Consider the following 11,560-nt stretch of genomic DNA (forward strand, 5'->3'; position numbering starts at 1 on the left):
GGTGAGAAAGTTTCCAGTGATTGCGCGGCTTCCAACGGTATGGTCAAGCCGTGTTACATGTTGTTTAAGGCGCGAGGGTTAACAAATCCGAACCCACGGCGTAGCGTGGGCTCCAAGGCTCTAGTCCACGCACATCGAGAGGTATTCCCATGAACCGGTTTCTGATTGGCATCGCCGTCCTCGCCTTAAGTGGTGGCCTGGTTCATGCCGATGTCGTGCTCGCACAAAGCCCCACCGGCAACAGCAACAATCCCTACAACAGCCCGATCCGCCGGGCCAATCCCAACAGCATGCAGGGCACCCAGCCCAGCGCTCCGCCGCTTCGCGGGCCGAACACCGTTCCCGTGCCACGTCAGCCGACCGTTGAAAATCGCGGCATCGGCAATGGTCAACCGATTCGTTCGGTGCCGAGCAATCCGCCAACCTTCATTCCCAACCCGCCCTCACGGGGCACCGGCAACAACCGTTGAACGGCAGGACTGATGTTCTGTCAGCCTTTCACACGAACAAAAGGAATCGTGCATGTTGCGTAAAACCCTACTAGCCACCTGCTGCGCCGCCGCGCTGATCAGTGCCCCGGCGTTCGCCGCCGCGCCCAAAGAGCTGAAAAGCGAACAGGGCATTCTTGAAGTCACCACCATTGCCCAAGGCCTGGAACATCCCTGGGCACTGGCGTTTCTGCCTGATCAGAAGGGCATGCTGGTGACCGAACGTCCGGGTCATCTGCGCGTTGTGAGCAAGGACGGCAAACTGTCGGAGCCGATCAGTGGCGTGCCGCAAGTCTGGGCCAAAGGGCAGGGCGGTTTGCTTGATGTGGCGCTGTCGCCAGACTTCAAGCAGGACCGCATGGTTTACCTGTCCTATGCCGAAGGCGGTGGTGAGGGCGGCAAGGCTGGTACGGCGGTAGGGCGCGGACGGCTTTCCGATGACCTGAAGACGCTGAAGGACTTCAATGTGATCTTCCGTCAGGAACCGAAGCTGTCGGTGAGCAACCACTTCGGTTCACGGCTGGTGTTCGATCGCGACGGGTATCTGTTCATCACCCTGGGCGAAAACAACGATCGGCCGACTGCGCAGGACCTCGACAAGTTGCAAGGCAAAGTCGTACGCATCTTCCCGGATGGCAAGGTGCCGGACGATAACCCTTTTGTTGGCCAATCCGGTGTCAGGCCTGAAATCTGGTCCTACGGCCTGCGTAACCCGCAAGGCGCGGCGCTCAATCCGTGGACCGGCACGCTGTGGGAGAACGAGCACGGGCCACGTGGCGGCGACGAAGTGAACATCATCGAACGTGGCAAGAACTACGGCTGGCCGTTGGCGACCCATGGCATCAACTACTCGATGCAACCGATTCCTGAGGCGAAGGGCAAAACTGCTGAAGGCACCGTGGCGCCGCACCATGTCTGGGAAAAATCCCCCGGGGTTACCGGCATGGCCTTCTATGACGCCGATCGCTTCACGCCGTGGCAGCACAACGCGTTTATCGGCGCACTGGTGTCCCAGGAACTGATTCGCCTGCAATTCGATGGTGACAAGGTGGTCCATGAGGAGCGTTTGCTGGGTGAGTTGAATCAGCGTATCCGTGACGTGCGCCAAGGACCGGATGGCTATCTGTATGTGCTGACAGATGAAGAGAATGGCTCGCTTTACAGGCTGGGGCTGAAATAATTGCGTGCGGTGAATGATCCGACGCCTTCGCGAGCAGGCTCGCTCCCACATTGAAATGCAGTCTCCCTGTGGGAGCGAGTCTGCTCGCGAAGAGGCCCGCGCATCTTGCGCAGACTTCGGGCAGTCCCGCATTTGGCCGAACCGCCGCCCCCTTGCCTTGTTATAGTTCGAGGCTTATTTCCCAGCCCGGTAAAGGATCACTGCCATGACTCAATACTCCGCCTTCAGCGTCGAACTGGCCGACAACATCGCCCATGTGCAGATCAATCGCCCGGAAAAGATCAACGCAATGAACGCGGCGTTCTGGAGCGAAATCGTCGAAATCTTTCACTGGGTTGACGATACCGACGAAGTCCGCGTGGTGGTGCTCAGCGGTAACGGCAAGCATTTTTCATCGGGCATCGACCTGATGATGCTCGCCGGTGTCGCCAATGAACTGGGCAAGGACGTGGGCCGTAATGCGCGCCTGTTGCGGCGCAAGATTCTCAATCTGCAAGCCTCGTTCAACGCCGTCGACAATTGCCGCAAACCGGTGCTTGCTGCAATTCAGGGCTATTGCCTGGGCGGGGCAATCGATCTGATCGCCGCCTGTGACATGCGTTATGCCGCCGAGGACGCGCAATTTTCCATCAAGGAAATTGACATCGGCATGGCCGCTGATGTCGGCACGTTGCAACGGTTGCCGCGAATCATCGGAGACGGCATGCTGCGTGAACTGGCTTACACCGGTCGCACCTTTGGCGCCGAGGAAGCACGCAGCATGGGCCTGGTCAATCGCGTCTACGGCGATAAGGACACGCTGCTCGAAGGCGTGTTCGGCATTGCCCGTGACATCGCTGCGAAGTCGCCGATCGCCGTGACCGGTACCAAGGAAATGATCAGCTACATGCGCGACCATCGCATCGACGATGGTCTTGAATACGTTGCCACCTGGAACGCCGCCATGCTGCAATCCACCGATCTGCGCGTGGCCATGGCCGCCCACATGAGCAAACAGAAACCCGAATTTCTGGATTGAGTTAATCATGATCTCTCGCTGGACCACTGCAGTACTCGACACCGATCAACCCGGCGGCTGGGCCGTAGCGCGCAGCCCCGAAGGCTTCCTGTTCGATGACAACGGCGCACTGTTCCCGCGCGAGTGGCTCAAGCGCCAGGACCTTTCAGTCCTCGCTGAGCACGGGATTGGTCATCTCGACGGCGAACCGGTCTATCTGCTTGAGTTGCACAGCGTCAGCGATGTGCCCGGTTGCGGCTGGAAGGGGCTGCGAGCGTTCATGCTCGAAGGCGATCACACGCTGTACAAAGTGCTCGGTTATGCCGCTCAGATCGGCACTTGGGCACGAGAGCAACGCTTCTGCGGCAACTGCGGCCAGCCAATGACGCAAGTCCCGCGCGAACGAGCGATGTATTGCCAGCCGTGCGATCTGCGCAGTTATCCGCGCATTTCACCAAGCATGATCGTGCTGATCACCCGTGGCGACGAAATCCTTCTGGCGCGCTCGCCGCGTTTCGTCACCGGGGTTTACAGCACGCTGGCCGGCTTCGCCGAGCCGGGGGAATCGGCCGAGGATTGCCTGATTCGCGAAGTGCGTGAAGAAGTGCAGATCGAAGTGAAGAACATCCAGTACATCGGCAGCCAGTGCTGGCCGTTCCCGCATTCGATGATGCTCGGCTTCCATGCCGAATATGCCGGTGGCGAAATTGTCTGTCAGGAAGACGAGATCGAGGACGCCCAGTGGTTCAACGTGCATGACTTGCCGCCGTTGCCGGCGTCGCGTTCGATTGCCCGTTACCTGATCGACGTCTACGTCGCGCGGCGCTTAGGCCACGCTGAACCAGTGTTGCCAGGCTAGACGCACGGTCAAGCCGAGCACGACGGTGATGAACACTGGACGAATGAATTTGGCCCCGCCGCTGATTGCGGTGCGCGCGCCGAAGAAGGCCCCGACCATCACCGACAGGCCCATGCACAGGCCAATGATCCAGTCGACCTGACCGGAGAAGATGAACACCGACAGCGCTGCGATGTTGCTGACAAAGTTCATGCTGCGCGCTACGCCGCTGGCCTTGACCAGGTCGATCGGGTACAGCAGCAGACTGCTCACGGTCCAGAACGCGCCCGTGCCGGGGCCGGCCACGCCATCGTAGAAGCCGAGGCTGAAGCCTTGGGTCGATTGCCATTTCTTTTTGATCGGCGCGTCGCTGTCCAGCGGCGCTTTCGGCGTGCCGCCAAACAGCAAATACAGGCCACAGGCGAAAACGATCACCGGCAGCATCTTGTTCAGCCACTCGGCCGGCAGGTAATGCGCAACCACCGCGCCAGTAAGCGCGCCGACCAGGGTGCCGACAATCGCGTGGGTCCACTGGCGTGGATGAAACAGTTTGCGTTTGTAGAAGGTGAAGCTGGCGGTCGCCGAACCGAAGGTCGAGCTCAGCTTGTTGGTGCCCAGCACCAGATGCGGCGGCAGGCCCGCCGTCAGCAGCGCCGGCGTGGTCAACAGACCGCCACCGCCAGCGATGGCATCGATGAAACCGGCAAGGAAAGCAACAGCAGCCAGAATGGCCAGGGTGGTGAGGTCAACGCTGAGTTCGAAAGGCATGGAGTCGGCTTATTCGGCAAGGCGCAGAACGTGGGCTGCGGGGAGGGCGGTTATGTTACCTGTATCGAACTGTTGCGGCGAGCCAGAGCATGCCGTCGTCAATTACAGTCTGGAATACATTCCTGTGTAGGAGCTGCCGAAGGCTGCGATCTTCTGGGGCGCGGAGCGCCCCGGATGCTGCGCGTGGGAACGATCAAATCAAGATCAAAAGATCGCAGCCTTCGGCAGCTCCTACACAGGGGTGGGTTGGCTTTAGAGACCGAGTTCGCTCAGCCCCGGATGATCATCCGGTCGGCGGCCCAGCGGCCAATGGAATTTGCGCTCGCTTTCCTTGATCGGCATGTCATTGATGCAGGCATAGCGCTGGAACATCAGGCCGTTGTCATCGAACTCCCAGTTCTCGTTGCCGTACGAGCGGAACCAGTTGCCCGAATCGTCGTGCCATTCATAGGCATAACGCACCGCGATACGCGTATCGGAGTAGGCCCAGAGTTCTTTGATCAAGCGATAATCCAGTTCCTTCGCCCATTTGCGCGTCAGAAACGCCTTGGCCTCTTCGCGGTTGTTGGCAAACTCGGCGCGATTGCGCCATTTGGTGTCGAGGGTATAGGCGAGCGAAACCTTTTCCGGATCGCGGGTGTTCCAGCCATCTTCGGCCAGACGCACCTTCTCGATCGCTGACGCATGGTTGAATGGCGGCAATGGCGGACGTACCTGGGCTGCAGTCGACATGTTCAATCTCCTGTTTCATTTAATGTATGAACAACAAGTCCGGCTTATTAAGAGTTACAGGCCCAATAACTTTCGCGCCATGCATTGCGCATTATCGGCGGCACTGTGATCACCCATCACAAGCGCTATGGTAATGGCGCCTTCAATCAGGATCAGCAACTGTCTGGCCAATAGTTGCGGATCCTCGGCACCATATTCGGTACATAGCTCGCACACGTAGTCGAGCAGCTTCTGTTTGTGTTCTTTGGCCACCAGCCGCACTGGATCCTGTGGATCACCGGTTTCGCCGCTGGTGTTGATGAAGGCGCAGCCGCGAAAGCCTTCCGAGTCGAACCAGCCCTTGAGCACGGTAAACAGGTTGAGCAGACGATCGGCCGGAGTCTTGGCCTGGTCGACAGCACTTGTGAACCAGTGCATCCAGCGAACATCGCGTCGCTGAAGGGCCGCGACAACGAGTGCGTCCTTGTCGGCAAAGTAACGGTAGATGCTTTTTCTGGAGACGCCGGCGGTCTTCACCAGCAGATCCATGCTGGTGGCAGCGATGCCACTTTTGTAGATCAACTTTTCGGTGACATCCAGAATGATGTCGCGTGTGTCATTGCTGATTGATTCGTTCATGTGGCGAACAGTAGAACGACTGTTCTCCTTGGTCAAGCGAATTTCTTCAGCGTGTGTGAAAACGCTTTCGCGAGCAGGCTCGCTCCCACAGGGGAATGCATTTCAACGGTGGGAGCGAGCCTGCTCGCGAAGGGGCCATTACGGACACTGACAAGACCCGGCGCAGACGATGGTGTAAGCTCTCAAACTCTTCGGAATCGAACCTTGCGAGCCTTATGCCGTTGCTTTTCAAACGTTCTCTGCTGCCCAAACTGCGCAGCTTCGCGCTGACCGCCGAGGCGGTGAGCATTCTGTCCAGTGCTGCCGAATTCCGACGCTGCCTGCTTGAGCAAATCGCCGCAGCGACCCAGCGCATCTACATCGTTGCGCTGTATCTGCAGCAGGACGAAGCCGGTCAGGAAATCCTCGATGCCCTGCACGCAGCCAAGCTCAAGCGTCCCGAGCTGGAAATCGCCGTGGTGGTCGACTGGTTGCGTGCCCAGCGCGGCCTGATCGGCGCTGGCAAGCAGCCGGGCAACGCCGCCTGGTATCAGGACATGACCCGCACGCATCAGAGCGAAGTGCCGATCTACGGCGTGCCGGTGCAGACCCGCGAGTTGTTCGGCGTGCTGCACCTCAAAGGCTTCGTGATTGACGACAAGGTGGTCTACAGCGGCGCGAGCCTGAACAACGTCTACCTGCACAAACTCGACAAGTACCGCTTCGACCGCTACCACGTGCTGCACAGTCGCGAGCTCGCGGATTCGATGCATCATCTGGTCAAGCACGGCCTGATCGAATCGAAAGCCGTGCACCGCCTCGACCTGCCCAACCTGCCGACTACCCGCAGCCTGCGCAACGACATCGGCGACCTGCGCAGCCGTCTCAAATACGCGACTTATGACACCGGCGCCGGCAGCACCAGCCGAGAAGGGCTGTCGGTCACGCCACTGCTCGGCGTCGGCAAGAACAACCCGCTGAACCGGGCGATTCTGGAACTGATCGCCAGCGCGCAAAAGCAGCTGACCATCTGCACTCCGTACTTCAACCTGCCCCTGGGCGTGATCCGTGAGATCAACCGCGCGCTGGCCCGTGGCGTGAAGATAGACATTGTGGTCGGCGACAAGACCGCCAACGATTTTTACATTCCGCCGAGCGAGCCGTTCAAAGTGATCGCCGCGCTGCCGTATCTGTACGAGATCAGCCTGCGCCGCTTCGCCAAACGCCATCAGCACAGCATCGACAGTGGCCAGTTGAACCTGCACTTGTGGCGCGACGGTGACAACACCTATCACCTTAAAGGCATGTGGATCGATCAGCGTTACACCTTGCTGACCGGCAACAACCTCAACCCGCGCGCATTCCGTCTCGATCTGGAAAACGCGCTGCTGATTGAAGACCCGAAAGGCGAGTGGCTGGAGCCACGGGCGAAAGAGCTGGAAAACATCTTCCGCCATACCACGCGGATCGATAACTTCCAGACGCTTGAAACGCTGCCGGATTACCCGGCAGGGGTGGCGAAGTTTCTCAAGCGGGTGAGTCGGGTGAGGATTGAGCGGTTGCTCTACAGGATTCTCTAGCGCGTCCGGAATTGCTTTCGCGAGCAGGCTCGCTCCCACAGGGAAATGCATTCCAACTGTGGGAGCGAGCCTGCTCGCGAAGGGGCCAGACCAGAGGCTAAAAAATCAGTTCAGACCCAACTTCCCGCGCATCATCGAAAGATCCTCCGCCAGCGTATTCACCGGCCCGACCAGCGCTTTGCGGTCGTTGTCCTTCACTTTGTCATAGGTCTCAAACCCGCCATCTGCCGTTTTGTACTTGGCGAGGATCTTGTCGACCGTGGCGAAGTTCTTGTCGACCTTGGCAACAAACGCCTTGTCCTGCTGTTCGATCTGCGGACGGAACAGATCAACGATCTTCTTCGCCCCGTCGATGTTGCCCTGGAAGTCGTACAGGTCGGTGTGGCTGTAGCGGTCTTCCTCGCCGGAAATCTTCGTCGCCGCGACTTCTTCCAACAGCGCAGCAGCGCCGCCGACGACCTTCTCTGGCGGGAAGGTCAGACCGGCCACACGGGTTTGCAGGTCCTGCACGTCTTTGTTCAAACCGTCGGCCAATGCATCCAGGCCCTTAGTGGACTTCTCCGCGAACAACGAATATTCGATCCGGTGAAAGCCAGTGAAGTCCTCGGACTTAACGCCTTTTTCGTGATCGTCAACGCGCGAGTCGATGGACGCATCGAGATCGCTGAACAGCTCGGCAATCGGCTCGATCGACTCGTAATACACCCGCGTCGGCGCGTAGAGCTTCTGCGCGGTGGCCAGATCGCCTTTCTTCACCGCGTCGGTGAACTGCTGGGTTTGGCTGGCCAGCTCATCGAGTTTCTCGGTGACGTAAATCTTGTAGTCCGACACCGGCCCCACCAGATCCAGCGGCGCGGTCGCGGCGAACGCCGCCAGCGGGGTGTTGAGCAAACCAAGGGTCAGCAATAACGCGAGTGGCGTCTTTTTCATGGGGCGGCTCCAGTGTCGGTTGGGTGTCATGCGGTTTTGTTTTGGGAGGTGGCAGCGAGTAACGAGCGACCGATGAAGTCGTCATCGCCGGTAGCGCCGGGCAGGGTGAAGAAGTAACCGCCGCCGACCGGTTTGAGGTATTCCTCGAGCGGTTCACCGTTGAGGCGGGTCTGCACGGTGATGAAGCCTTGTTCCAGGTCAGCCTGGTAACAGATGAACAGCAGGCCCATGTCGAGCTGGCCGTTCTTGTTGACGCCGTTGGAGTAGTTGAACGGCCGGCGCAGGATCAGATTGGCCTGGGTCGCGGCGGTGCGTGGGTTGGCCAGACGAATGTGCGCATCGAGCCTGGTCAGCTTGCCGGCCGGATCCTTGCTGTAATCCGGCACTTCGCTTTCAGTGTGGCCACCGATGGGCGCGCCGCTGCTCTTGACCCGGCCGAGAATGCTTTCCTGCTCCTGCAACGGCGTGCGATCCCAGCGCTCGACGAAGTTGCGGATGATGCGCACCGCTTGATAACTGCCGTGGGCAGCCCAGGCCGGTTCGTCACTGTCCGGTTGCACCCAAACAATCCGCTCCATGGCCTTGGCGTCGTTGGAATCGGGGTTGGCCGAACCGTCGCGAAAACCGAGAAAGTTGCGCGCCGACTGCGCCGGCACACCGGGTTTGGCCGGCGCTTGCGGCGGTACGCTGCCTTCCTGTTTCCAGCGCACCAGCAGCAGGTCGGGCAGGTTCTTGACGATGTCGCGCAGGGCGTGAATGTTGGTGTCGGCGGTGTTGGCGCAGAACTGCAGGCTCAGGTCGCCATGGCAGCAATCGGCGTCCAGCGCATCATTGGGAAAGCCGACCATGCGTTGCAGACGCTTGGGCTTTGCCGCCGCCAGACCGAAGCGCTCGTCGAACAGCGAATCGCCGACGGAAACGGTGATGGTCAGGTTGTCCGGGGTGACCACCGGGCCGAGGATGCCAGAGTCCAGCGGCGGCAGTTTCGGATCGACCTGCGCGACCGGGCCGCCCTTCATCAAAAACGCGATGCGTTCGTTGAGAGTGCGGAACAGCCGCTCAAGGTCTTCGCGATCGCTGGCCAGCACATCGAACGCCACCAGCATCCCGGAGGCCGGGCGCGGGGTGACGATGCCGGCCTGGTGCACACCGTGAAAATCGTGGCGGTCTTCGGTCTTGTCGCTGCTCGGCGCTTCGGTAACTTGCGCAGGCAGCGCGGCCATGGCCGGGCAGCTCAGCGCCGATCCGGCAAGGGCGACACCGGCGGCGCCCATGCCCATCAGCACGCGGCGCCGTTGCAGGTTGAGAGGTTCTGAATCGTTCATCTGTCGTGGTCTTCTGCTTACAGGCCGGAAAGGCCGAGGGCGGGGTCGATGCCATCCAGTGCCGTGGCCAGAGCCTCGGCTTTGGCGGCGATCTGCTGGCGTTGCGCGGCGGTCACGGCGTCGTAACTGACGTAGCCATCGGCGGATTTGAAGGCGTTGAGCTGGTTGTCGAAATCGTCCAGCGCCTGGTCGATCTTCGGTAACAGCTCAGCAGCGGATTTGCTCAGCATCGGGCGCAACAGGTCGACGACCTTGCGCGCGGTTTGCGCGTTGGCGGCGAAACCGTTGAGGTCGCTGTGGCTGTAGCGCTCCTCTTCGCCGCTGGCAGCGCGCACCTCGGCGAGGCTGTTGAGGTTGCGCACGACGATACTCACCAGTTGCTCCGGCGGCAGCGACTGCGCGAGCAACTGTTGCTTGAGGGTGGTGACGTCAGCGAGCAAGCGCTGGGCAATCGGCGCAACGTTGTCGAGATTGCGCTGCTGGAACAGCGCGTATTCGAGGCGATGGAAACCGACAAAGGCGGGATCCTGCTCGCGCTTTTCAAAATAATCGGCGCGGGCATTGATCTGATTGTCCAGCTCGGCCAGGCGCTGCGCCGCCGGCGCCAGACGCTGATAGGCAGCACGCGCCGGCAGGTACAACGCTTGCGCCTGCGCCAGATCACCACTGGCGATCGCCTGATTCAGCGCCGTCGCCGCTTTGATCAACGCGCTGCCCTGAACGGCCAGATACACGCGAAATTCCGACAGCGGCCCGACGAACGCGACTATCGACGGCTTGGCCTTGGCCGCGGCATCCGAGGCTGCCGTCGGCGTCACGTGCAAAGTGCCGCGCGGGTTGCTGAGCAAGCCGCAGGTGATCGCATAGTCGCCCGGTTGCAGGTTGGCATTGATCACCTGGCTCAGGCCCGGCGCGATGTTTTCCCGCTCTTCGACCACCAGCACGCCGTCGAGAATTTCCCACTCGACCGCACGCTCGGAGCGGTTGACGATGCGAAAACTGGCGCGGCCGGCGGGCACCGTCAGGGCATTTGGCTCGCAACTGTGCGGATGGATGTTTACGACGATTTCATCGTGGTTGTGCTGACGCTTGGCGGCGGCCATGTTCGAGGCGTACCAGAACAGCCCGGCGGCGGCGACCATCAGCAGCACCGAGCCGGCCAGCGCCCAACGCAGGGCCGGAGGGGTTTGGGTAGTAGACATGAAGGGCCTTATTGGCTGGAAACGGAAGTGGTTGACGGCGCCTGGCGCGGCGCGGGCATGAAGAACATCACCAGCGCCAGCAGCAGATAAATCAGGTACGCGCCAAGAGTGCTGACGGTCGGCGCATCCTGGTAACCGAACATGCCGGCCAGCACCGAGCCCAGCGGGCCGTCCATCGGCAGCGTCGCGCTGAAGTCGAACAGCACCGTTTGCAGGTGATTCCACAGCCCGGCTTCATGCAGCGCCTGCACCGAGTTGGCGAGTATTCCGGCGGCGACCACGAGGATGAACAATCCGGTCCACTTGAAGAACGCCGAGAGATTGAGGCGCATGCTGCCGCTGTAGATCAGGAAACCGACGATCACCGCCAGGATCAGGCCGATCAGGGCACCGATCGGCGCGCCCGGGCCTTCGCTTTGCTGGAACACGGCGAGCAGGAAGAATACGGTTTCCAGGCCTTCGCGAGCGACGGCGAAGAAAACCATGGCGATCAATGCAATCACTTGATGCCTGGATTGCGTCAGCGCTTGATCCAGCGAGGCTTGCAGCGAGTGCTTGATCGACCGCGCGACCTTGCGCATCCAGAACACCATCGAACTGAGAATGCCCACGGCGACCAGACCGACCACGCCTTCGAACAACTCCTGCTGCTTTTGCGGGAATTCAGCGCTGACCAGCTCCAGGCCACCGCCGACCAGCAGGGCAAGGGCGGCGGCGAGGAAGACGCCGATCCATACCGCTGGCATCCATTGGCCGCGGCCGGTCTGTTGCAGGTAACTGGCAATGATGCCGACGATGAGCGCGGCCTCGATGCCTTCGCGCAACATGATCAAAAAGGGAACGAGCATTGGCGAGCCACAGCGATTTAGATAGGAGGCTAAGTTGTAACATAATGACACTCATTCCCAAATGGCATTCATTGA

At 60.4% G+C, this 11,560-nt stretch carries 12 protein-coding genes; 5 read left to right on the forward strand and 7 right to left on the reverse strand.

The annotated features are described in order from the left end of the window. Positions 1-149: 149 nt before the first annotated feature. From AB9L16_RS12880 to nudC, 4 genes are all read left to right on the forward strand, one after another. Positions 150-470 carry a hypothetical protein gene (locus AB9L16_RS12880; RefSeq protein WP_095179998.1) on the forward strand — a complete coding sequence of 107 codons (321 nt, stop codon included), beginning with the start codon at positions 150-152 and terminating at the stop codon, positions 468-470. 52 nt (positions 471-522) lie between these two features. Further along, entirely contained in the window at positions 523-1,668 is a 1,146-nt protein-coding gene (locus AB9L16_RS12885; RefSeq protein WP_041480394.1) for a PQQ-dependent sugar dehydrogenase, read from the forward strand. Positions 1,669-1,873: 205 nt separating this feature from the next. Next, positions 1,874-2,686 carry a crotonase/enoyl-CoA hydratase family protein gene (locus tag AB9L16_RS12890; protein ID WP_310215941.1) on the forward strand — a complete coding sequence of 271 codons (813 nt, stop codon included), beginning with the start codon at positions 1,874-1,876 and terminating at the stop codon, positions 2,684-2,686. Positions 2,687-2,693: 7 nt separating this feature from the next. Further along, the gene (nudC, locus tag AB9L16_RS12895; RefSeq protein WP_375123697.1) at positions 2,694-3,524 is read left to right on the forward strand and encodes an NAD(+) diphosphatase; all 831 of its coding nucleotides are present in this window, start codon (positions 2,694-2,696) and stop codon (positions 3,522-3,524) included. On the opposite strand, the gene AB9L16_RS12900 is transcribed toward nudC, so the two are convergent. The 3 genes from AB9L16_RS12900 to AB9L16_RS12910 form a co-directional block, all read right to left on the reverse strand. Then, a complete protein-coding gene (locus AB9L16_RS12900; RefSeq protein ID WP_016774706.1) occupies positions 3,492-4,271 on the reverse strand; it encodes a TSUP family transporter in 780 nt (259 codons plus the stop codon). The genes nudC and AB9L16_RS12900 overlap by 33 nt on opposite strands. Before the next feature lie 252 nt (positions 4,272-4,523). Further along, positions 4,524-5,003 (reverse strand): nuclear transport factor 2 family protein, encoded by a 480-nt coding sequence (locus AB9L16_RS12905; RefSeq protein ID WP_041480390.1) that lies wholly within the window; start codon positions 5,001-5,003, stop codon positions 4,524-4,526. Positions 5,004-5,057: 54 nt separating this feature from the next. Next, complete coding sequence (locus tag AB9L16_RS12910) at positions 5,058-5,621, reverse strand: TetR/AcrR family transcriptional regulator (RefSeq protein WP_252876285.1); 564 nt, start codon at positions 5,619-5,621, stop codon at positions 5,058-5,060. Between the two features lie 215 nt (positions 5,622-5,836). Here AB9L16_RS12910 and pssA point away from each other — a divergent pair, with 215 nt between their 5' ends. Beyond that, positions 5,837-7,180 carry a CDP-diacylglycerol--serine O-phosphatidyltransferase gene (gene pssA / locus AB9L16_RS12915; protein WP_122507334.1) on the forward strand — a complete coding sequence of 448 codons (1,344 nt, stop codon included), beginning with the start codon at positions 5,837-5,839 and terminating at the stop codon, positions 7,178-7,180. 105 nt (positions 7,181-7,285) lie between these two features. Here the strand turns inward: pssA and efeO (AB9L16_RS12920) are convergent, their stop codons facing one another. Genes efeO (AB9L16_RS12920) through efeU form a run of 4 tightly spaced genes read right to left on the reverse strand, consistent with a single transcriptional unit; the run spans position 7,286 to position 11,485 of the window. Beyond that, positions 7,286-8,110 carry an iron uptake system protein EfeO gene (gene efeO / locus AB9L16_RS12920; RefSeq protein ID WP_375123698.1) on the reverse strand — a complete coding sequence of 275 codons (825 nt, stop codon included), beginning with the start codon at positions 8,108-8,110 and terminating at the stop codon, positions 7,286-7,288. 26 nt (positions 8,111-8,136) lie between these two features. Then, the gene (gene efeB / locus AB9L16_RS12925; protein ID WP_375123699.1) at positions 8,137-9,435 is read right to left on the reverse strand and encodes an iron uptake transporter deferrochelatase/peroxidase subunit; all 1,299 of its coding nucleotides are present in this window, start codon (positions 9,433-9,435) and stop codon (positions 8,137-8,139) included. A gap of 17 nt (positions 9,436-9,452) precedes the next feature. Further along, positions 9,453-10,637 carry an iron uptake system protein EfeO gene (efeO, locus tag AB9L16_RS12930; protein WP_375123700.1) on the reverse strand — a complete coding sequence of 395 codons (1,185 nt, stop codon included), beginning with the start codon at positions 10,635-10,637 and terminating at the stop codon, positions 9,453-9,455. Between the two features lie 8 nt (positions 10,638-10,645). Then, a complete protein-coding gene (gene efeU / locus AB9L16_RS12935) occupies positions 10,646-11,485 on the reverse strand; it encodes an iron uptake transporter permease EfeU (protein ID WP_252867594.1) in 840 nt (279 codons plus the stop codon). Positions 11,486-11,560 lie beyond the last annotated feature (75 nt).

The organism is Pseudomonas sp. LW8 (assembly GCF_041956865.1).
Classification (GTDB): domain Bacteria; phylum Pseudomonadota; class Gammaproteobacteria; order Pseudomonadales; family Pseudomonadaceae; genus Aquipseudomonas; species Aquipseudomonas siliginis.

What these genes read in the sequence shown, in the direction of transcription:
- AB9L16_RS12885 (WP_041480394.1), top strand. Translation starts at nt 523, where the DNA reads ATGTTGCGTAAAACCCTACTAGCCACCTGCTGCGCCGCCGCGCTGATC.
- efeB (WP_375123699.1), bottom strand. Translation starts at nt 9,435, where the DNA reads ATGAACGATTCAGAACCTCTCAACCTGCAACGGCGCCGCGTGCTGATG.
- efeO (WP_375123700.1), bottom strand. Translation starts at nt 10,637, where the DNA reads ATGTCTACTACCCAAACCCCTCCGGCCCTGCGTTGGGCGCTGGCCGGC.
- AB9L16_RS12905 (WP_041480390.1), bottom strand. Translation starts at nt 5,003, where the DNA reads ATGTCGACTGCAGCCCAGGTACGTCCGCCATTGCCGCCATTCAACCAT.
- AB9L16_RS12910 (WP_252876285.1), bottom strand. Translation starts at nt 5,621, where the DNA reads ATGAACGAATCAATCAGCAATGACACACGCGACATCATTCTGGATGTC.
- nudC (WP_375123697.1), top strand. Translation starts at nt 2,694, where the DNA reads ATGATCTCTCGCTGGACCACTGCAGTACTCGACACCGATCAACCCGGC.
- AB9L16_RS12890 (WP_310215941.1), top strand. Translation starts at nt 1,874, where the DNA reads ATGACTCAATACTCCGCCTTCAGCGTCGAACTGGCCGACAACATCGCC.
- pssA (WP_122507334.1), top strand. Translation starts at nt 5,837, where the DNA reads ATGCCGTTGCTTTTCAAACGTTCTCTGCTGCCCAAACTGCGCAGCTTC.
- efeO (WP_375123698.1), bottom strand. Translation starts at nt 8,110, where the DNA reads ATGAAAAAGACGCCACTCGCGTTATTGCTGACCCTTGGTTTGCTCAAC.
- efeU (WP_252867594.1), bottom strand. Translation starts at nt 11,485, where the DNA reads ATGCTCGTTCCCTTTTTGATCATGTTGCGCGAAGGCATCGAGGCCGCG.
- AB9L16_RS12900 (WP_016774706.1), bottom strand. Translation starts at nt 4,271, where the DNA reads ATGCCTTTCGAACTCAGCGTTGACCTCACCACCCTGGCCATTCTGGCT.
- AB9L16_RS12880 (WP_095179998.1), top strand. Translation starts at nt 150, where the DNA reads ATGAACCGGTTTCTGATTGGCATCGCCGTCCTCGCCTTAAGTGGTGGC.